Source organism: Aeromonas dhakensis (assembly GCF_002285935.1).
In the GTDB taxonomy this organism is placed as follows: domain Bacteria; phylum Pseudomonadota; class Gammaproteobacteria; order Enterobacterales; family Aeromonadaceae; genus Aeromonas; species Aeromonas dhakensis.
On the sequence record NZ_CP023141.1, the window covers coordinates 3,168,985 to 3,187,981 of the forward strand.

Sequence of the window (18,997 nt, forward strand, 5' to 3'; positions counted from 1 at the left end):
TAGAGTATGAGCTTAAAACAACTGCTTGAAATGGATGTGAACAGGGACGGAGGCAACACAGTGAGCGCACAGGTGCTAGTTATGCAGGAGAAGTTCGTGGAAAAAGTCTGGCTGAAGCGTTATCCAGAAGGGGTGCCCGCCGAGATCAATCCAGACCAATACAGCTCCCTGGTCGAGATGTTTGAAGAGTCGGTGAACGAGTTCGCCGACCAGCCTGCCTTCGTCAACATGGGGCAGACCATTACCTATCGTCGTCTTGAGGAGCAGTCCCGCGCCTTTGCCGCCTACCTGCAAAACGAGCTCAAGCTGAGCCAGGGTGACCGGGTCGCCGTGATGATGCCGAACCTGCTGCAGTACCCCATCGCCGTGTTCGGCATCCTGCGTGCCGGCATGATAGTGGTCAACGTCAACCCGCTCTATACCCCGCGCGAGCTGGAGCACCAGCTCAAGGACTCCGGCGCCAAGGCCATCGTCATCGTCTCCAACTTTGCCCACACCCTGGAAAAAGTGGTCTACGACACTCCGGTCAAGCACGTGATCTTGACCAGGATGGGGGACAACCTGGGGCTGGCCAAGGGGACCCTGGTCAATTTCGTGGTGAAATACGTCAAGAAGCTGGTGCCCAAGTACAATCTGCCCCACGCCAGCACCATGCGTCAGGCGCTGGCCAAGGGTCGTTATCTGCAGTACATCAAGCCCGAGATCAACAACGACGATCTCGCCTTCCTGCAGTACACCGGCGGCACCACCGGCCTCTCCAAGGGGGCCATGCTGACCCACCGCAACATGATCGCCAACGTGGAGCAGTGCCTCGGCGTCTATGGCCCTGTGCTGGAGCGGGGCAAGGAGTTCGTGGTCACCGCACTGCCGCTCTACCACGTCTTCGCGCTGACAGTTAACTGCCTGCTGTTCATGCGTCTGGGTGGCTACAACCTGCTGATCAGCAACCCGCGCGACATCCCGGGCTTTGTCAAAGAGATCAAGAAGTACCCCTTCACCTGCATCACCGGGGTCAACACCCTGTTCAACGCGCTGGTCAACAATGGCGAGTTCCAGAGCATGCCCTTTGACAAGCTCAAGCTCACCATCGGCGGCGGCATGGCGGTGCAGCGGGCGGTGGCCGAGCAGTGGAAGGCGTTGACCGACACTCCGCTGCTGGAAGGTTACGGCCTGACCGAGTGTTCACCCCTGGTGAGCGTCTGCCCCTACGATCTGGTGGACTACAACGGTTCTATCGGCCTGCCGGTCTGCTCCACCGACATCCGGCTGGTGGATGACAACGGTCAGGTGATCCACGAACTCGGCAAACCGGGGGAGATGCAGGTACGCGGCCCGCAGGTGATGAGCGGTTACTGGCAGCGTCCCGAGGCCACCGCCGAGGTGATGCAGGATGGCTGGCTCTGTACCGGCGATATCGCGGTGTGCGACGAGCAGGGCTTCTTCAAGATCGTCGATCGCAAGAAAGACATGATCCTGGTCTCCGGTTTCAACGTCTATCCGAACGAGATCGAAGACGTGGTGGCGCTCCACCCGAAAGTGCTGGAAGTGGCCGCCGTCGGCGTGCCGCACAAGGTCTCCGGCGAGCTGGTGAAGATCTTCGTGGTCAAGAAAGATCCAAAGCTGCTGGAAGACGAGATTATTGCGCACTGCCGCAAACATCTGACTGCCTATAAGGTCCCGAAACTGGTAGAATTTCGTGACGAACTTCCCAAGACCAATGTGGGCAAGATCCTGCGCCGCGTGCTGCGCGACGAGGAGATTGCCAAGCAGTAACCGGCGTGGCGCTGCCAAGCAGCATGCCGTCGTTATGCAAAACCGTGGGTCAGCCCACGGTTTTTTCTTTTGGCCCTGATCAACGCGCAGGCACAGATGCATTATCAACTCATTTCACAGCAAGCCGAACTGGATCAGTATCTCGCCTCCCTGGCCGACGTTCCCCTGGCCATCGATACTGAATTCGTCCGCACCCGTACCTATTACCCCCAGCTGGGCCTGTTCCAGATCTATGACGGCCACCAGCTGGCGCTGCTGGATCCCTTGACGCTGGATCTCTCCTCCCTCTGGCAGCGACTCGGTCGGGCAGGGCAGATCGCCATTTTGCACGCCTCCGGCGAAGATCTGGAGCTTATCCAGCATCAGGCGGGTCATCTGCCCAACCAGATGCACGACACCCAGCTGGCGGCAGCCTTTCTGGGCCACGGGGTCTCGGTGGGCTTCGGCGCCCTGGTCAACGAGTTTCTTGGCGTGACCCTGGAAAAGGATCAGGCCCGTACCGACTGGCTGGCTCGTCCGCTCACCCCCCGTCAGCTCGAGTATGCGGCGGCCGACGTCTTCTATCTGCTGCCCCTCTACGACAAGGTGATGGCGGCGCTGCGTGAAAGCGGCAAGTTCGCCTGGTTCGAGCAGGAGTGCCAAAACCACTCAGCCCGCAAGACCCAGAGCAGCGATCCCCGCCAGGCCTATCTCGACATCGTCAACGCCTGGCAGCTGGGGCGCCGCGAGCTGGCGATCCTGCGCGAGCTGGCCGCCTGGCGTCAGCAGGAGGCGGTGCGCCGGGATCTGGCCCTCAATTTCGTGGTCAAGGAGCTGCATCTGTTCAAGGTGGCGGAGCGCAAACCCACCTCCCTGCGCGATCTGAACGAGCTGGGGCTGGCCCCCATCGAGATCAAGATCCACGGCAAGCGGATGCTGGATATCGTGGCCGCAGCCCAGCAGAGCGATCCCGCCGGCTGGCCCGAGCCCATCCGCCGGCTGGTGGATTACCCCCAGTACAAGGCCGAGCTCAAGCGCATCAAGGGGATGGTGGAAGAGAAGGCCAAGGCCAGCAATATTCCGCCCGAACTGGTGGCGAGCAAGAAGATCATTCACCAGTACTTCACCTGGAGCTGGCGCATGAGCGACGAAGAGCGGGCCCGGGCCGACAAGCCCATGCTGCTGCAGGGCTGGCGCCATGAACTGGTTGGCCATCTGTTGGCTCAATGAGATAGTGCACAAGAGAACGGGCCCACTGGGCCCGTTTTTTCATCTGATGGGCGGCAACTGATAACGATAGCGGGCCAGGATCTGGGTGTATTCCGGGCTGGTGAGCAGCGCCTGGATGGCCTCGTCCAGCCGGTGCAGCTGGGCTGGCGTGGTGGTGCGCCGGCTCAGCATCAGATGTACCGGTGTGCGCTGGATATTGAGCAGGGGGGTGAGGTCATCGAGCGGGATACCGGCCAGGTTCATCTCCTGCAGCCCCATGGGATCGATGACCACTCCCTGAATGCGACCGGCCAGCAGCAGCTTGAGCAAGGGCTCCATCCGCAGGCGGGCCAGCAGCCGATCCTGCATCTGGGGCGATTGCATGAAGGTGCGAAAATCTGTGCCGTAATCAAAATCACGCATCATCCCTATGGTGAAATCCTGCCGTGGCAGCAGGTCCGAGAGCTGGGTGATCCCTTGCCAGCGAGCCCTGTCCTGACGGCGCACCAGCAACACTGTCTCTTCGTTGCGATAGGGCAGGCTGAAGCGGGCGTACCGCTCGCGCTCGGCGGTCTGGTTGGCGGACATGGTGAGCTGGATGGTGCCGAACTCCAGCTCGCGCAGTACGCGGGCCCAGGGCATCTCGCTGTAGCTGGCGCTAAAGCCGGCCCGGCTGAAGATGGCTTGCAGCAGGTCGATGTCCAGCCCCTGCAGCTGCTGCTGTTCGTCACGAAAGCTGAACGGGTGCCAGCTGGCCCAGCCCACCTGCAGTGACTCCTGCGCCCAGGCGGCGGTGCACAAACACCATAACAACAAGACTCTGTACACGGAGCTATCCCTGTTCAGCGTGGTTGTTGTTGATTATTGAATAGAAATGTCGGGCTGACCAGCCCGGGGGAAAGGATGCACGAAGGTGCATCCCTCAGAGCTCGTGGGCGTGGAATCCCTTGCGATAGCGGGCTTCGCAGCGCGGGCAGCGTTGCAGGGTCGGGTCCTGCTCCAGCCGTTCGATGGCCAGCGGTTCCTCGCAGTCGGAGCAGAGACCATAGAGGCCCAGATCCATCTGGCAGAGGGCGGCATCGATCCGCTTGAGCCGGGCCACGCTCTGCTCCACCTTGGGCAAGTCGAGGCGGCTGGTGAGATCGACCAGCTGATCCCGCTCGCAGTGATCCACCTGCTCCGCCCACTCGTCACGCCGACAGGCTTTGAGCTGACCGATCAGCTCTTCTCTTACTTGCGCCCAGTCAGTCAGCAGGCGATCACGCCACACGGCCAACTGAGCTTGCGTCATTTCACACACACTAGCCCCCAACGGACGAATAACAAATTGTGGGCAGTATAGGGAAGCGACAGGATTATCAAGATGATATGCGTCAAGTAAAGAACGGTTAGATCACAGTTTTCGCGGCCTGCAGCAGGGCGTCCCGAATGGGATGGGTCTCCTTGAGTACCCGGATCTCCTGAAACAACAGATCTGCCTCGGGATACTCCCGCTTGAGGTAGCTGAACCACTGCTTGATGCGACTCGGGTAGTAGTCGGCCTTCTCGCTGGCCAAATCCTGCTCGGTGTAGCTCACCATCAGCTGCAGCACCTCGGCCCAGCTCATGTGGGCACAGCCGGTCTTCATCACGTTGGCCAGGTTGGGCAACGAGATGGCGCCGCGGCCCACCATCAGGGCATCGCAGCCGGACACCCGGGCACAGGTGAGGGCATCGGCATGGTTCCAGATCTCGCCGTTGGCGGTGACCGGGATGGGCAGTGCGCGGCGAATGGCGTCCACATACTCCCAGTGAGCCGGCGCCTTGTAGCCTTCGCGCTTGGTGCGGGCGTGCACGGCCAGCTCGTTGGCCCCGGCCTGATGAACCGCCTGGGCGTTCTCCAGATAGAGATCCTTGTCATCGTAGCCGAGGCGGATCTTGGCGCTCACCGGCAGATGGGCCGGCACCGCTTCGCGCACTGCCTTGACGATGCGATAGACGGTCTCGGGCTCCTTGAGCAGCACGGCCCCTCCCTTGCTCTTGTTGACCGTGGGGGCGGGGCAGCCAAAGTTGAGATCGACGCCGGGGGAGCCAAGCTCGATGGCGCGCAGCGCGTTTTCGGCCAGCCATTCGGGGTGTTGGCCCAGCAGCTGTACCCGCACCGGCGTGCCGGCCCGGGTCTTGCCGTCCTGCTTGAGCTCGGGGCAGAGGCGATGGAACACCTTGGCCGGCAGCAGCTGATCGACCACCCGGATGAATTCGCTGACGCAGAGGTCGTAGTCGTTGACGGAGGTGAGCACCTCCCGCATCAAGTGATCCAGCACCCCCTGCATGGGGGCCAAAATAACGCGCATAACCGGTTCCGCAGGGCAAACAGAGAAAAAAGAGCGCAGATTGTAGTGGCAATGGCCGGGATTGTCAGCCGTTTGGCCACTCGATGAACCCAATCGACGGCCACCGCCTGGGCCAGGCTGTCAGCTTCCAGGCCAACTCTGTTAGGCTAAAGGCAGAGATACATTCAGAGGAGTACCCATGAAACGCTGGTGTTTGATGGCCCTGGGCTGGCTTGCCTTCGCCACCGGGATAGTCGGGATAGTCCTGCCCCTGCTGCCGACCACCCCCTTCATGCTGCTGGCGGCGGCGCTGTTTGCCCGCTCGTCCCCCCGCTTTCATCGCTGGCTGCTAAGCCATCCTTGGTTCGGGCCTCCCATTGCTGACTGGCAGCAGTATCGCGGCATTCGCCGCCATGCCAGGCGGCGCGCTATTTTCTTTATTCTGCTCTCCTTCTCGGTGTCGCTGGCGGTGGTGCCCCTGCTGTGGGTCAGGCTGCTGCTCATTGCCATAATGGTGATCCTGCTCACCTGGTTAATGCGGCTGCCGGTGCTGGAGCCAGTTGCAATGGAGAAGTGAAGTCCCTAAGCTATTGCGGCAATAATGCTATGGAGTCGGCCCGTCATTTTTGCGTGACGGGCCTTTTTATTTCCCGCTGGCGGGAAGCTGAGAGAAACGACCATCTGCGTCGAAAAACAAACGGTCAAACCATGAATCCGGAAACCCTGAAATTTATCGAAGCGAGCATCAAGACCATTCCCGACTATCCGAAGCCGGGCATCCTGTTTCGCGACATCACCAGCCTGATCGAGAATGCCGAGGCCTTCAAGGCCACCATCGAGCTGCTGGCCAATCACTATCGTGATCAAGGGATCACCAAGATTGTCGGTACCGAAGCGCGCGGCTTCATCTTCGGCGCGCCGGTAGCCTTCGCCATGGGTCTGGGCTTCGTGCCGGTTCGCAAGCCGGGCAAGTTGCCCCGCGCCGTCATCGAGGAGTCCTACGCCCTCGAATATGGCACCGACACCCTGCAACTGCACACCGACGCCATCGTGCCCGGTGACAAGGTGCTGGTGGTGGACGATCTGCTGGCCACCGGCGGCACCGTCGATGCCACCGTCAAGCTGATCCGCCGTGCCGGCGGTGAAGTGGCCGATGCCGCCTTCATCATCTCCCTGCCGTCGCTGGGTGGTGATGCCCGCCTGACCGCCGCCGGCGTCAAGGTGGTTTCCCTGGTCGAACTGCCGGGCGAATAAGCCGCCAGTCCGATCACGCAGACGGGCCTCGTCAGCCCGTTGCCTGCGTCCAAACCGGTGCCCGAGCGGGCATCGGTTTGAAATTCAAGCGATCCCTCCCGCCTCGGCCGATAGCCGATACAGCCCGCCCCGCATTTGTGTTAGCATCCAGCCTCAATGCCTTGTCATCCCTGCATCGAGATCTATGAGCTATCAGGTTCTGGCGCGTAAATGGCGCCCCCATACGTTTGAACAAGTGGTAGGCCAGCATCATGTGCTGACCGCCTTGACCAACGCCCTGGATCAGGGACGGCTGCATCACGCCTATCTGCTGAGCGGTACTCGCGGGGTCGGCAAGACCACCATTGCGCGCATCCTGGCCAAGAGCCTCAACTGCGAGCAGGGGATCAGCAGTCATCCGTGCGGCGTGTGCGACACCTGCCGCGAGATCGATCAGGGCAACTTCGTCGATCTGCTGGAGATAGACGCGGCGTCACGCACCAAGGTGGAAGATACCCGCGAGCTGCTCGACAACGTGCAGTACCGACCGGCCCGTGGCCGTTTCAAGGTCTATCTCATCGACGAAGTGCACATGTTGTCGCGCCACAGCTTCAACGCGCTGCTGAAAACCCTGGAAGAGCCGCCCCCCTATGTGAAGTTCCTGCTGGCCACCACGGATCCGCAAAAGCTGCCCATCACCATCCTCTCGCGCTGCCTGCAGTTTCATCTGAAGAGTCTGGATCAGACCCAGATCGCCAAGCAGCTCGAATGGGTGCTGGATCAGGAGGGACAACCCTTCGAGCCGCGCGCCCTGCTGGCCCTGGCCAAGGCGGCGGACGGCAGCATGCGCGATGCCCTGAGCCTGACCGATCAGGCGCTGGCCCACGGCAATGGCAGCGTGCGCACCGACAGCGTGCTGGCCATGCTGGGGACCCTGGATCACCGCCATCTGCATCAACTGCTGGAAGCTGTGCTGCGCCAGGATGCACCCGCCACCATGGCCAAGATCACCGAGATAGCGACCCTGGGCCCCGACTTTGATCAGCTCCATGCCGAGCTGGAAGGGCTGCTCCATCGCATCGCCATGGCGCAGCTGTTGCCGGCCACCGTGCAGGAGCAGGGGGCGGATGCCGATGCCCTGCTGCAGCTGGCCCAGGCCATGAGCCCGGAAGAGGTGCAGCTCTGCTATCAGATCGTGCTGGGGGGCCGCAAGGATCTGCCCTGGGCCCCCGATGGCCGCACCGCACTGGAGATGACCTGCCTGCGGATGCTGGCCTTCTCGCCCCGGCGCGAGGTGCTGCACCCCGCCAGCTTGACGGCGCTGCCTCCGGCACTCGGTGGCCTACCCGCCGCAGGTGCGAGGAGCCCAGCCCCCGCCTTGGGAAAGCCCGAGGGGGTTGAGCCACCCCCGGCCACCGACATGATGCCGCAGGCTCCGTCAGCCGACGCCGCGATTTCGCCTGCGCCGGTTACTTCTTCTGCATCGGTCGAGCACCAAGGGGCGCAGGAGGCCGGACAGGCCGCCCAGCCTCACTCACAGTTGGCTGACATGGCGGAGCCGGAAGGCGGCGCCGCGCTGGATCCGCTCTTTGCCGAGCAGGCGGAGCTGCTGCGTGAGGCCGAGCAGATGGGTTATGAAGCCGCGTCCGAACCTATTGCGCCCACGGCTCAGCCTGCCGCTGCCCAGCCCGCGTCCTCCGTACAAGGCGCCGTACCAACGAATGTGGCTGACGAAGTGGCTGACAGCGGGGAGGGGAGTGTCTCTTCAACGGTGGCCAGCATGCAAAGTCTGCTGGGCAAGCGCAATCTGCTGCGAAGCCGCCTGCGCGGCGAGCCGAGCGGCAATGCGGCGCCAGCCCGGGCGACGCCGGTCAAGCCGATGGCGGCCGCCAAACCGGCACCGATGGCACCGGCTGCGGCCATGCCGCCCTCGACGCCCCACTCCCCGAGTGCCCCCCGGGTGCAGGCAGCTGCCCAGGCGGCCCAGTCAGGTTACGATGAATTGCCGCCGCTCGATGCCTATGAAGAGAGCGGCAGCGACTACGAAGAGTATTTGAGTCAGGGTTTCAACGATGCGTTCGCCAGCGCCCCCTTGCCGGAGCGAACCACCCAGGTGATGCAGCCAGCGCCCGCCGCTCGTCCCCAGGCGGATGATCTGCCGCCCTGGGATCTGGATGGCAGTGCCGGCCGGCAGACGGTCGCTGCGCCGAGTGCGCCGGTCGCCGTTGCAACGCCCCCTGAGGCGACCATCAGCGAGCCTGCCGCCTCGGTCATGGAAACCATCGACTGGAACGAGCTGGAGAGCGACAACCAGCCGCAAGGGAGTGAGGAGGCGGCCAGATTGATCCCCTCTTCGCTGCTGGCCAATTGCGGCGACCATTGGGCCGAACTGATTGCCCGCACCGGTGTGGGTGGCCGCCTGCGCCAGCTGGCCATCAATTCAGTGATGGAGCAGCAGGGTGACAAGGTGCTGCTGACCCTCAAACCCGAGCAGCGCCATCTGGTGAGCGACAGGGCGCGCGCCGATCTGGCCGAGATCATCGGCCCCGAACTGGGGCTGGCGGTACAGGTGGACGTCACCCTGGGCGTGGTGCCAGAGCGGGAAACCCCGCTCGAGATTGAGCACCGCCTCTATCTCGGGGTGCGGGAGCAGGTCACCCGGGATCTGGAGCAGGATCCCAACGTGCAATTCTTGCAACAGCGGTTTGGCGCCATGCTGCACCACGACAGCATAGAGCCGCTGAGCAACTGATCACACCATCCGGGCCTGGTGCCCGGTTGAAAAACGGTTTGGCCGTCCCCACTTAGGACGGGTAAACCCACGGCCCGGCGCTGGATGCCGGATTTCAAGACGAGAGACGACATATGTTTGGTAAAGGTGGAATGGGGAACCTGATGAAACAGGCCCAACAGATGCAAGAGCGCATGCAGAAGATGCAAGAGCAGCTTGCCCAGATGGAAGTAGTCGGTGAAGCCGGCGCTGGCATGGTCAAGGTCACCATGGCCGGTAGCCACAGCGTGCGTCGCATCGAAATCGACCCGAGCCTGATGGAAGATGACAAAGAGATGCTGGAAGATCTGGTGGCTGCGGCCGTCAACGATGCCGTGCGTCGCGTCGAAGAGCAGAACAAGGCCAAGATGGGCGAGCTGACCGGCGGCATGCAACTGCCCCCCGGTTTCAAGATGCCCTTTTAAGGACTCATTTCCAGTCGCAGCAATAGGCTGCGCGTGATGGTCTGCCCGTCGGTCGTGATGGGGCACTTGCCCCGATTTCCCGGTCAACTCGCTCCGGTAACGCCGGAGCGTCGTTGCCGACCCATGGGCCAGGATGGGACAGGTGATTCCCTCCCGTTGTCAGCCAGTGGCTTGTGCAGCGATTCAAGGGCCTTCACCATCCGGATGCATCGCGAGTAGTCATGACGCAGCTGACACTTTCCCCGTGTCAGCTGCGTTTTTATGAGTAGGGGTCCACCCCTGTCACGCCTCCCACCACATCGAACCGGTGCAGGTTTTGTGCTCTCTGCTTGCATTCCTTCCGCCCCCTCTTGCTTCACTCTTTTTCCGCTCTCCAGTCCCCCGTTAGTGAGGGGAGGCCGATGCACCGCCACTGGCGGCGCGTGCCGACAAAAAAGAACGCCAGCCTCGCGGCTGGCGTTCTTTATACGGACCTGGCGGGTTATTTCAGGTCGAAACGGTCGTTGTTCATCACCTTGACCCAGGCCTTGACGAAGTCGCGTACGAACTTCTCCTTGCCATCTTGCTGGGCATAGACCTCGGCGTAGGCACGCAGCACCGAGTTGGAGCCAAACACCAGGTCAACCCGGGTGGCGGTCCACTTCACTGCGCCGCTCTGACGATCCACGATCTGGTAGCTGTTGCGGCCAGTCGGCTGCCAGCTATAAGCCATGTCGGTCAGGTTGACGAAGAAGTCGTTGCTGAGCACCCCGACCCGGTCGGTAAAGACGCCGTGGGCCGAGCCGCCGTGGTTGGTGCCAAGCACCCGCATACCGCCGACCAGCACTGTCATCTCGCGGGCGGTGAGCCCCAGCAACTGGGCACGGTCGAGCAGCATCTCTTCCGGCTGCACCTGGTAGTGCCCCTTCTGCCAGTTGCGAAAACCGTCGTGCACCGACTCCAGGAAGGCGAACGACTCGGCATCGGTCTGCTCGGCGCCGGCATCGCCGCGACCCGGCGCAAAGGGAACGACGATATCAACGCCGGCCAGCTTGGCCGCCTGCTCTACCGCTGCGCTGCCGCCCAGCACAATCAGGTCGGCGATGCTGACCGGCTTGTTCAGGGTGGCCTGCAGGGCGATCAGGGCGTTGAGCACCTTCTCGAGGCGAGCGGGCTCGTTGCCTTCCCACTCCTTCATCGGCGCAAGGCGGATACGAGCACCGTTGGCCCCACCGCGATAATCGGAGCCGCGGAAGGTGCGGGCACTGTCCCAGGCGGTGGCGATCAAATCGGCTGGCGCCACGCCACAGGCCAGCAGTTTGCCCTTGAGCTCGCTCACCTCCTGCTCGGAGAGCTGGTAATTCACCACCGGCACCGGATCCTGCCACACCATGACTTCGCTCGGTACCTCCGGCCCCAGGTAGCGGCTGCGCGGCCCCATGTCGCGGTGGGTCAGCTTGAACCAGGCGCGGGCAAAGGCGTCGGAGAAGAGGTCTTGATCCGCTGCGAAGCGCTCGGAGATCTCCCGGTAGACGGGGTCAAAGCGCAGTGCCATGTCTGCGTCCGTCATGATGGGGCTGCAGCGCAGGGAGGGGTCTTCCACGTCCACCGGGCGATCTTCCTCCTTGATGGCAATGGGCTCCCACTGCCAGGCACCGGCCGGGCTCTTCTTGAGCCACCAGTCGTGGCCCAGCAACATCTTGAAGTAGCCGTTGTCCCAGCGAGTCGGGTTGCTGGTCCAGGCGCCCTCGATCCCGCTGGTGACCGTGTCGCGGCCGATACCGCGGCTCTCGTGGTTGATCCAGCCAAGCCCCTGCTCGTGCAGCTCGGCGCCCTCCGGGGCCGGCCCCAATTTGGCAGCGCTGCCGTTGCCGTGGGCCTTGCCGACGGTGTGGCCACCTGCGGTGAGGGCGACGGTCTCTTCGTCATTCATCCCCATGCGGGCAAAGGTGACGCGCATGTCGTGGGCGGTTTTCAGGGGATCAGGGTTGCCATCCACCCCTTCCGGGTTGACGTAAATAAGCCCCATCATCACCGCGGCCAGCGGGTTCTCCAGATCCCGTTCACCACTGTAACGGCTCCCTTCGCTGCCGCTCGGCGCCAGCCACTCCTTCTCGGAGCCCCAGTAGACATCTTTTTCCGGATGCCAGATGTCCTCGCGGCCACCGGCAAAACCAAAGGTCTTGAGCCCCATGGATTCATAAGCGACGTTGCCCGCCAGGATCATCAGGTCGGCCCAGGAGATCTTGTTGCCGTATTTCTGTTTGATGGGCCACAGCAGGCGGCGCGCCTTGTCGAGGTTGCCGTTGTCTGGCCAGCTGTTGAGGGGGGCGAAGCGCTGGTTGCCGGTGTTGGCACCGCCACGGCCGTCGGTGGCGCGATAGCTGCCTGCGGAGTGCCAGGCCATGCGGATCATCAGGCCGCCGTAGTGCCCCCAGTCGGCCGGCCACCAGGGCTGGCTGTCGGTCATCAGGGCATGGAGGTCGGCCTTGAGGGCATCGTAATCGAGGCTGCTGAAGGCATCAGCATAATTGAAAGACTCATCCATCGGATTGGTCTTGCGGTCATGTTGGTGCAGGATGTCGAGGTTGAGGGCATTGGGCCACCAAACTTGAGGCTCCTGGCCGGCGGAAGTATTGGCTCCGTGTGCAAAAGGGCACTGACCGGCCCCATGAGTGTGTTTGTCCATTCACTATGTCCTCTTATTAACGTTATGACGGTGAAACAGTGCTCTTCGTTCCTAAGATCAATCTAACTCTGAAATAGCGTTACTGAACATAAGGTTAAAACTCTGACATTCATCGGCAATGACGATTGAAGATCAACTTTCATGCGACAGTTTCTGCTTGAACCCCCCGGCTCTCCTTGCACACAAGAGCGCCGGCGTGCAGACATGTGCGTCATCTCGGGCTGCCTGTCAGTATGACTAAATCGTGGAGACATAGATGATAGTTGAGCGTCGAACCGGCGCCTTGCCTCAGCCTGGTCATGGATGAGCGGGGGCGTGAAGAGTCTGCGCCTTATCGCAGGCCATCGGACCATGACTCTCTATTGAATGCTCAATGTCTGTAGCGTGAACCGAGGGCACTTGGTTGAATCGAATTGATGGCGGTGGGAGCTCTTCATTAAAAAGCCGGTCATGTTGATAGCTCGGGTAAACAATCATGGCCTGGTTTTCGGCTGTGACTCTTATTTGAAGGACATTGGCAAGGGAATATCGTGCAGGCGCGTCATGTTGACAGGCGTTGAGCACAGGTAAGCGCGTAAAAAGCAAAGAAGCCAGGAGTGCGACAGTCCTGGCTTCTTTGCTTTATGCTGCCTGATCTGGTGATGCAGGAGCAGGCTGTTCAGCTGGCGTTGGCAAATTGACTGGCCACCTTGAGCCGGTCTTGGCCATGATTCCTCGTCCGCCATTTGGTGAGGAACAGGAAAGCGTCAACATGAGCCAGTTTCAATTTCAATGGCCTTTCCCCGATGGCCGTGCAATTCATCAATGGTCGCAGCGCCCCTTGACCCAGTAGATGGCGCGGGCATCTCTGTCCACTCTGGGGTGCCCCGTGGCCAGCAACCGGTAGGTATGCCCGGCCAGCAAGCTGGCCAACTGGAAGTTCTTGTCGTCCTGATTGATGAGCAGGCTGGTGAAGATGGGGTCACGGCAAGTCAAGATGTCATGAAGCCGCGCCGTGTCGACGTTTTTGATCTGCCAGTCGCCGTACACCGAAAAGAGTCCCCGCTCGGTTTCACCAAAGTTCCAGCCGGCAATCCGGGCACGCTGCTCGATGGGGATCTTCAGCAAGAAACGCTCTGTATCGCCTTTCATCGCTTTGGCGGCATCAATGGCGGGGTAGGCCAGGGTAAATGCCAGCAAGAACATGATGCCGGATGCACTGGCCAGCAGGGTGGCTCCCTCAATTTCACGCCAGCGCCACAACTGTTCGGCCGCGAAAATAAGCAATACCGCCGCCAGCACATGACGCCAGCCGAGGGTGCTGATGACGGAAAGGGTCTGGTCGGGGATCTCCACCGGCAACAGCGGCAGGTAGAAAGGGGCCATGAGCAGGGCCAGAGCGAACAGGAACATGAACAGGGTCCAGCCACGGCCATAGCCATTCAGCCAGCGAGGCCAGCTGAGGCTCAGTTGCCCGATCATCAGGGCAAAGACCGGCATCAGCGGAAAGAGGTAGAGGGTCCGCTTGGTGGAGGCCACGCTGAGCAGCAGCAGGGTGCCCACTGTCCAGATGAGCAGGAACAGGCGGGAGACGCTCCACTGTTTCTGCCTGATGGTTTGCCAGCCCCAATAGAGCACGAGGGGCAGCCAGGGCAGGGTGTATTCTGCGATTCCTACAAGGTAGAAGAAGTATTCGCCGGACTTGATGTGGCCCAGTTCGGCAGAGCTGCCTGTCAACCTGCCCACCTGATTTTGCCAGAACCACTGTTGCCAGAGTGCGTCTCCCTCGGGATGCTGCCACAGGGTCAGCAGCCAGCCTGCGATGGGCATGACGAACAGCAGGCTCATGCCGAGGTGCTGCATCACGAAACGGCCTCCCTCGTTAGCGGCAAGATGACGCCTGAATGCCGGGATGAACAGTGCCAGCCAGCCAAAGAAGAGGGTGATGGGGCCGATGGGCCCCTTGACCAGAAAACAGAGGGAGAGACCGAGCCCTGCGAACCAGAGCATCCGAGATCGACCACCCAGGTACCATTCGGCGAAAGCCCACATGGTGAAGGCGACGAAAAAGGCGAGGCTGGTGTCTACCCGGATCCAGTGGCTGTTCATGATGAAGCCCTCCATGGTTCCCTGTGCAATGACCGACCAGAGCGCCGCAGTGCCGGAACCCAATACCCGCTTGGCCAGCAGGCCGGTGAACAGCAGTGTGCCCAGGGCCCAGAGGGCCCCCACCAGGCGCAACGTCACCGTAATGCCCAGGGTATCGTGCAGCAGGGCCAGCAAGGGGATGGCAAGAATGTAATAGAGCGGGGGTTTTTCGATAAAGCTGCTGCCGGCCAGGGTCGGGATGGCCAGCTCACGGCTGTTGAACATCTCCCAGGCGATGGCGGCTTCGCGAGGTTCGTCTGGCGTCCATAGCTGGTGGCCAAACTGACCCATCAGCACGATGACGAAGACCATGAGGAGCAAGGCTCCGAGATGAGTCTCGACTGCGGGTCTAGTGGGCAGCATGGGACCCTCCTGACCGCATGAATTGCGGTTGCCTGTCGACCCTGTCGAAAAATGCATGGCGATGATGTGTCATGACAATATCCATATTTAATCTGTGTCACCAAAAATAAGAGATCGGCAGTCAACTGTAGTATCACAGCCATGGGGGAATGATAATGAGGAAGTTGTTACCAAATATTGCCTGTAAAAATAAAAATGGGGTACAGCTGTTCTGCTGTCGGGTTGGTTCATCAACCTAAAAAACGGCTGCATTGAGGCCTGTGGCGGGGCTGACGTAGCTGTCACCGTGAGCCCGCAGGCGACATGACAGTCTTGATTCAAGGCTTGCCTTGGTCACGTTTGCCATACGGCTTTTTAAATGGATTTATATTGTTTATAAATTTTTCAAGCGGCCATCATGTGCCTTACCCATTGTTGTTCATTATTGGTGATGCTCAGACGGTATCAATTTGCCCATCGTTAATGGGCAGGGCATGCATTATTTTCAGTGTTGGAGAGGGGGTCGATAAATTAAATAAACAGGGAGGCAAGCCTCCCTGTTTAGGGTTTCAGCCAACGTGCTGATGCATGAGCCTCTTTGATCCTTCAAGCCAGCCAGCCGAGTGCAATGGCAAGGCGACCGCAAAGCGCAGCCAGCACAATGCCAAGCAGGGTACGCAGCAGCCAGATCACCACCAGTTGTCCCACACTCACCGGGATCCGGGTGGCCAGGATGCAGGGGATGGAGGCCGAGAAAAAGAGCACCGAGCTGACCGAGACCACGGCCGCGACATAGCGCACCAGCAAATCTGCATCCTTGAGCAGGATGGCCGGCAGGAACATCTCCGCCAGACCGGCCGAGAGTGCCTTGGCGGTAGCCAGCGGCTCTCCCAGATCGAGCAGCCAGGTGAGCGGCCAGAGCAGCCAGCCAATCAGATCGAACAGGGGGGTGTGCTGGGCCAGCAGCAGGCCCAGCAAACCGACCGACAGTATGGTCGGCACCACGGCGGCAGCCATGTGAAGACCGTCCCTGAGGTTGTCCCGCAGTTGGCTCAGCAAGGGCTCGGCCTGGCTGGATTGGGCGAGCCCGGCGGCCATGGCCGCTTGCCAGCGGCGTTGGCCGGCAGGCAAGGGTTCGTCGGTGTCGCCCTCATGAGCCATGGTGGCGATGGGAGGCACGCGCGCCAGGATGGCGGTGATGATGAAGGTGATGACCAGGGTGGACCAGAAGTAGAAATTCCACTGCGCCATCAGGCCAAGGGTCTTGGCCACGATGATCATGAAGGCGGCCGACACGGTGGAGAAGCCGGTGGCGATGATGACGGCTTCGCGCACCGTGTACTTGCCTGCCAGGAAAACCCGGTTGGTAATGAGCAGACCCACCGAGTAGCTGCCGACGAACGAGGCCACGGCATCGATGGCGGAGTGGCCTGGCGTGCGCCAGAGGGGGCGCATCACGGGCTGCATCAATACGCCGATAAGCTCCAGCAGACCGAAGCCAAGCAAAAAGGTGAGGGCCATGGCGCCGATGGGCACGATGAGGCCCACCGACATGGCCAGCTTGTCGAACAGAAAAGGCAGTCGATCCGGGGTCATCAACCAGGCCGGCCCGATCCCGGTGACATAGATCAAGGCCACTCCCAAGCCCAGCAGCTTGAACAGGCTCAATACCCTATCGATGGGGCGCGCACGCCAGCGGCCATCGAGCAAAGGCATCACGGCACCATACCCGATCAGCAGCAGGATGAGGCCGGTCGCCAGGGGGCGTTGGGTCATCACCAGGCCGGCCAGATGATCCACCACTATGGTGCTGCGCCCCCCCAGCTCGACCGGAATGAAGAAGATGGCGATGCCCAGCAGGCTGGTCAGCAGCAGCTTGATGCCTGCGCCTGGCTTCATGGGGGTTAACAGTAGGTTGTCCGATTCCATACCTGCTCCTTGCGGTGGGTGTCAGTCCGTGTGTTGGGTTGTTATTTGTATATACATTAAGTGTTTCAGGAGTGAATTAAACACAAAATTAACCAAAATGAAACACCTTGAGCGGCGACGACAGCGAGTAAGCGATGAGGTCGGCGGCAAAGGGAGTCGGTTGGATTTGATAAATGATCAGGGGCGCAGAGATCGGTCGGGCAGGGGGCCTGCATGGCCGAGGGCGAGAGGTGGCGGGCGCTTAGGCGTGGAGAGGCCCAGAATAACCAGGTCTGTGGAGTGACATAGTCGCGTTGATTGGCTCCCCTGGGCAACTTGTCGCAGCAAATGGCACGAGAGGGCTACTTTGTTGCACCATTGTCGCATCGACAGTGCCTGTGGCTTGCCACAGACAAGCACAACATCAGCGACAAAAATCATAAAAAACATTAACTTGGATTTAAGATTTTCGCTTTCGAGCGCTCTTATGTCGTTTCATCATTACTATTTATGGATCAGTTATAAAACCTTTGTTCATTTGACTACTTTTCGCGTTTCTCATTGCAGAGTAAGATGCCACTTCAATAAAAATAAGAAATTAGGAGTTCGGGTGTGAAGGCATTAGTAAAAGAAAGGGTATCGCCCTATATAAGCCAGTTATATGAGTGCGGTATTAATGATTCTGACATTAAGTTGGTGGTGGATCAGTTCCGCTCCGACGTGTCAGGCAGCTCGTCGCTGTTCTTGTTGCGGGATGATGACAAGAGCGACGGCATCAAGCTCTTTTCCAGTGGTTTGACCGAAGCCCAGCAGCAGTTCTATGTCCAGCACCATCGCCAGGATGTGTGGTTCAATCACTATCTGGACAAGGGCTGCCAGGGGATCGTCAGTGCCAACAGCCTCTCCAATTCGGCGGGTTTGCTGGCCAGTTTCGGCGCCCAGTTTGCGGCCGGCGGTGTCTGCCGGGTGAAGGGGCGGGGGCTGAGCAGCCTGTCTACCTATCGTGCGGCGACGCAGGATGATTTCAGCGCGCAGGAAATTTCTTCCCTTGGCGAAGTTTATTCTGGCCTGGCGGCCTGGAGCCAACATTATTGGAACCTGCTGGCCCTGGAAACCCAGAACTATCAGCTGCAACAGCTGGTAAAAAACCATAATAAACCCAGCGCCATCGTCGATGACAAAGGGCATATCCATTATTCCAACGTCGCCTTCAATCGTATTGCCGACGAGAACGTGGAACTGCGAGCGGGCAATGGTATTTTCTCGCTGCAAAATAAGGAGCAGCAGCGCCAGTTCAAAGAGATATTGAATGGCTTCGCCTATCTGCTGCCCGGTGCCAGCGCCTATATGTCCATTCCTCGTCAGCCCAATCTGCGGCCGTTGCTGATCCAGTGCACCCTGATGAGCGGTCTCAATCGCTTCGAGCGCTATGTGGAGGTGGTGCTGCGGGATCCCGAACACTCCTTCAACCCCGACATCGAAGCGCTGGCCAGCCTCTATCCGCTCACCATCGGCGAGAAAGAGCTGCTGGTGCTGATGAGCAAGGGCTACAGCAGCAACGACATCGCCGAGCTGCGTGGCGTCAAGGTGGAAACCGTGCGCTCGACCCTGAAAGGGGTGTTCAAGAAGACCGACTGCCACAGCCAGAACGAGCTGCTGCTGTTGCTGCAATCCATCTCCTGATCCATGCGAGCTATGCTTGGAGTGAGCCGGACATAGTGCCCGGCTCGCGCCTCCCGCCCGGGAGGCAGGTTGGGGGAACGCACGATGGAATCACTCAAGGCAAAGGATTACATGCAGACTCGTCCCATCACCTTCAGCGCGGAGATGATGGTGCAGGCGGCAGTGGAAAAGTTTCTCAACAGTCGCCAGCTTGGCGGCCCCGTGGTGGACGAACGGGGCCACCTGGTGGGTTGGGTCTCCGAGCAGGACTGTATCGCCGTCATGTTGAAAGAGGCCTATCACTGTGAACAGGTAGCCCAGGTCAGGGATGTGATGCGCAAGGAGGTGCTGGCCGTCGGCCCCGACACCAGCATCCTCGAGCTGGCCGAGATGATGATGGGACAAAAGCCCAAGATCTATCCGGTCGTGGAGGAGGGGCATCTGCTCGGGGTCATCAGCCGCCACGATGTGATGCAGGCCATCCACGCCCAGCTGGGGACCTGTTTCGTACACAAGGCTCGTGCCTGAGGACGCTGTTTTCACCTCGTCAGCACGTTGGCAGCACAGAGCAGGCACCATGCCTGCTCTT

Annotated in this window: 14 protein-coding genes; 8 read left to right on the forward strand and 6 right to left on the reverse strand. The window is 60.6% G+C overall.

Annotated features, from left to right (window positions below; genetic code table 11):
• Window positions 1–96: 96 nt before the first annotated feature.
• Window positions 97–1,773 carry a long-chain-fatty-acid--CoA ligase FadD gene (gene fadD, locus CK627_RS14795; protein WP_010633942.1) on the forward strand — a complete coding sequence of 559 codons (1,677 nt, stop codon included), beginning with the start codon at window positions 97–99 and terminating at the stop codon, window positions 1,771–1,773.
• A 96-nt stretch (window positions 1,774–1,869) separates the two neighbouring features.
• Window positions 1,870–2,982: a ribonuclease D gene (gene rnd, locus CK627_RS14800; protein WP_174704184.1), complete on the forward strand. Its 1,113-nt coding sequence runs from the start codon at window positions 1,870–1,872 to the stop codon at window positions 2,980–2,982.
• A gap of 39 nt (window positions 2,983–3,021) precedes the next feature.
• Here the strand turns inward: rnd and CK627_RS14805 are convergent, their stop codons facing one another.
• The 3 genes from CK627_RS14805 to dusC form a co-directional block, all read right to left on the reverse strand.
• On the reverse strand, window positions 3,022–3,789 hold the full coding sequence (locus CK627_RS14805; RefSeq protein ID WP_017778993.1) for a substrate-binding periplasmic protein: 768 nt from the start codon (window positions 3,787–3,789) through the stop codon (window positions 3,022–3,024).
• Window positions 3,790–3,883: 94 nt separating this feature from the next.
• Window positions 3,884–4,252, reverse strand: coding sequence for a TraR/DksA family transcriptional regulator (locus CK627_RS14810; protein WP_005301043.1), 369 nt, complete (start codon window positions 4,250–4,252; stop codon window positions 3,884–3,886).
• A 97-nt stretch (window positions 4,253–4,349) separates the two neighbouring features.
• Complete coding sequence (gene dusC / locus CK627_RS14815; protein WP_095592737.1) at window positions 4,350–5,294, reverse strand: tRNA dihydrouridine(16) synthase DusC; 945 nt, start codon at window positions 5,292–5,294, stop codon at window positions 4,350–4,352.
• A gap of 178 nt (window positions 5,295–5,472) precedes the next feature.
• On the opposite strand from dusC, the gene CK627_RS14820 reads away from it, so the two are divergent.
• From CK627_RS14820 to CK627_RS14835, 4 genes are all read left to right on the forward strand, one after another.
• Window positions 5,473–5,850 (forward strand): YbaN family protein, encoded by a 378-nt coding sequence (locus CK627_RS14820; RefSeq protein ID WP_010633947.1) that lies wholly within the window; start codon window positions 5,473–5,475, stop codon window positions 5,848–5,850.
• Window positions 5,851–5,981: 131 nt separating this feature from the next.
• On the forward strand, window positions 5,982–6,527 hold the full coding sequence (gene apt / locus CK627_RS14825) for an adenine phosphoribosyltransferase (RefSeq protein WP_164464965.1): 546 nt from the start codon (window positions 5,982–5,984) through the stop codon (window positions 6,525–6,527).
• Window positions 6,528–6,711: 184 nt separating this feature from the next.
• On the forward strand, window positions 6,712–9,258 hold the full coding sequence (dnaX, locus tag CK627_RS14830; protein ID WP_095592739.1) for a DNA polymerase III subunit gamma/tau: 2,547 nt from the start codon (window positions 6,712–6,714) through the stop codon (window positions 9,256–9,258).
• Window positions 9,259–9,371: 113 nt separating this feature from the next.
• A complete protein-coding gene (locus CK627_RS14835; protein WP_005301028.1) occupies window positions 9,372–9,701 on the forward strand; it encodes a YbaB/EbfC family nucleoid-associated protein in 330 nt (109 codons plus the stop codon).
• A gap of 481 nt (window positions 9,702–10,182) precedes the next feature.
• Here CK627_RS14835 and katG read toward each other — a convergent pair whose 3' ends face one another.
• The 3 genes from katG to CK627_RS14850 all read right to left on the reverse strand — a co-directional run bounded on the left by katG (window position 10,183) and on the right by CK627_RS14850 (window position 16,767).
• Window positions 10,183–12,369, reverse strand: a complete 2,187-nt coding sequence (gene katG / locus CK627_RS14840) for a catalase/peroxidase HPI (RefSeq protein ID WP_095592740.1) — start codon at window positions 12,367–12,369, stop codon at window positions 10,183–10,185.
• Window positions 12,370–13,170: 801 nt separating this feature from the next.
• A complete protein-coding gene (locus tag CK627_RS14845) occupies window positions 13,171–14,859 on the reverse strand; it encodes an ArnT family glycosyltransferase (protein ID WP_095592741.1) in 1,689 nt (562 codons plus the stop codon).
• A 585-nt stretch (window positions 14,860–15,444) separates the two neighbouring features.
• The gene (locus CK627_RS14850) at window positions 15,445–16,767 is read right to left on the reverse strand and encodes a YjiH family protein (protein ID WP_095592742.1); all 1,323 of its coding nucleotides are present in this window, start codon (window positions 16,765–16,767) and stop codon (window positions 15,445–15,447) included.
• A gap of 591 nt (window positions 16,768–17,358) precedes the next feature.
• On the opposite strand from CK627_RS14850, the gene CK627_RS14855 reads away from it, so the two are divergent.
• Together CK627_RS14855 and CK627_RS14860 are read left to right on the forward strand one after the other, a co-directional pair.
• Complete coding sequence (locus tag CK627_RS14855) at window positions 17,359–18,429, forward strand: helix-turn-helix transcriptional regulator (protein WP_005301015.1); 1,071 nt, start codon at window positions 17,359–17,361, stop codon at window positions 18,427–18,429.
• 84 nt (window positions 18,430–18,513) lie between these two features.
• Window positions 18,514–18,936, forward strand: a complete 423-nt coding sequence (locus tag CK627_RS14860) for a CBS domain-containing protein (protein ID WP_005301012.1) — start codon at window positions 18,514–18,516, stop codon at window positions 18,934–18,936.
• The last annotated feature ends 61 nt before the right edge of the window (window positions 18,937–18,997 follow it).

Excerpts from the sequence above, each read along its gene's own strand:
- rnd (WP_174704184.1), top strand. The coding sequence starts at position 1,870 with ATGCATTATCAACTCATTTCACAGCAAGCCGAACTGGATCAGTATCTC.
- CK627_RS14810 (WP_005301043.1), bottom strand. The coding sequence starts at position 4,252 with ATGACGCAAGCTCAGTTGGCCGTGTGGCGTGATCGCCTGCTGACTGAC.
- dusC (WP_095592737.1), bottom strand. The coding sequence starts at position 5,294 with ATGCGCGTTATTTTGGCCCCCATGCAGGGGGTGCTGGATCACTTGATG.
- CK627_RS14820 (WP_010633947.1), top strand. The coding sequence starts at position 5,473 with ATGAAACGCTGGTGTTTGATGGCCCTGGGCTGGCTTGCCTTCGCCACC.
- apt (WP_164464965.1), top strand. The coding sequence starts at position 5,982 with ATGAATCCGGAAACCCTGAAATTTATCGAAGCGAGCATCAAGACCATT.
- dnaX (WP_095592739.1), top strand. The coding sequence starts at position 6,712 with ATGAGCTATCAGGTTCTGGCGCGTAAATGGCGCCCCCATACGTTTGAA.
- CK627_RS14835 (WP_005301028.1), top strand. The coding sequence starts at position 9,372 with ATGTTTGGTAAAGGTGGAATGGGGAACCTGATGAAACAGGCCCAACAG.
- katG (WP_095592740.1), bottom strand. The coding sequence starts at position 12,369 with ATGGACAAACACACTCATGGGGCCGGTCAGTGCCCTTTTGCACACGGA.
- CK627_RS14845 (WP_095592741.1), bottom strand. The coding sequence starts at position 14,859 with ATGCTGCCCACTAGACCCGCAGTCGAGACTCATCTCGGAGCCTTGCTC.
- CK627_RS14850 (WP_095592742.1), bottom strand. The coding sequence starts at position 16,767 with ATGGAATCGGACAACCTACTGTTAACCCCCATGAAGCCAGGCGCAGGC.
- CK627_RS14860 (WP_005301012.1), top strand. The coding sequence starts at position 18,514 with ATGGAATCACTCAAGGCAAAGGATTACATGCAGACTCGTCCCATCACC.